Annotated in this window: 1 protein-coding gene; it reads right to left on the minus strand. The window is 53.0% G+C overall.

Annotated features, from left to right (window positions below; genetic code table 11):
* Nucleotides 1-35: 35 nt before the first annotated feature.
* Nucleotides 36-899 carry a CbrC family protein gene (locus ACZMB2_RS14440; RefSeq protein WP_487597231.1) on the minus strand — a complete coding sequence of 288 codons (864 nt, stop codon included), beginning with the start codon at nucleotides 897-899 and terminating at the stop codon, nucleotides 36-38.
* Nucleotides 900-1009: the final 110 nt, after the last annotated feature.

Genomic DNA, 1009 nt, shown 5'->3' on the forward strand with positions numbered 1-1009 from the left:
CCCTTGGGAAAATCCTTCCTCTCCATGTTGCCACCTCAATCAAAATCCATCCAGACCAGGTGCTTTCCACAGTGGAGGCACTGGAACAGATAGCATTGCAGATGCCCGCCATTGACGGATTCCCGGATCATTCCCTTCTGCTCCTCGTCCCACATGGGGTCGTCCAGCACCTCCTCCAGCACACCCAGTGCCCGCAGTTCTCTGGCTCCCACATTACCCAAATAGGCGCAATAGTCACCACAATGGGCGCGCCAGTATTCCTGCTGCCAGCCGGAGTAGCCGGGGGTGCGGTGGATCAACTCGTCCAGCTTCTCCGGATCGTCTACACCATCGTCCACAGAGAAATCATCTTGAAAACTACCGTCATATTTCCGGGCTGCTTCGCCGTTGGCGATGCACTCTGGGCACAGATATGCAATATCCTCCACTGAAAAGAACGGATTGGTATAGAAAATATGGGTCGTCTTGCCACAGCAGTCGCAGACAACGCCGTCTGCGGATTCCTCAAAAGCCCCAGTTTCCAGAGGGTTTGGGTGATACCGGAAGGCGGGCAGGCCCAGCTGGGCCTGCCGTTCCTTCTCTTTCTGCTTTTCCTCCGGCGTTTTGGGCTTGGGGAGAGCATAATGATTGCCCCAGTTTTCCGCATAGTCCTTCAGCGTGCCCAGCCGCTTGAGGGTCTTTTTATCGGAACGATTTCCGATTTGGCAGAGCAGTTCGTAGGCGTCCTTCTTAAAGTCCAGCAGGTCATATACATCCACCAGCACTTCCTTGGCCTGCTGATCCTCACTCTGCTCAAGTTCTTCCTTGAAGGTATATAGAGCGCGGACATTGTCTGGACCTTCATTGGTCGCAACAAACTGTTTTTTTAGTTCGATATAGGTTTTCTGATATTCTGTCATTGGTCGCACCTCCCATCAATCCCACCAGAAATACCAGACAGTGGACTGCCACAGGACATCTGCCAAGGAGCCAATGCTTCCATCCTCATTCTGATCCAGATCTGGGCAGA

It is taken from the genome of Hominiventricola sp., assembly GCF_057604405.1.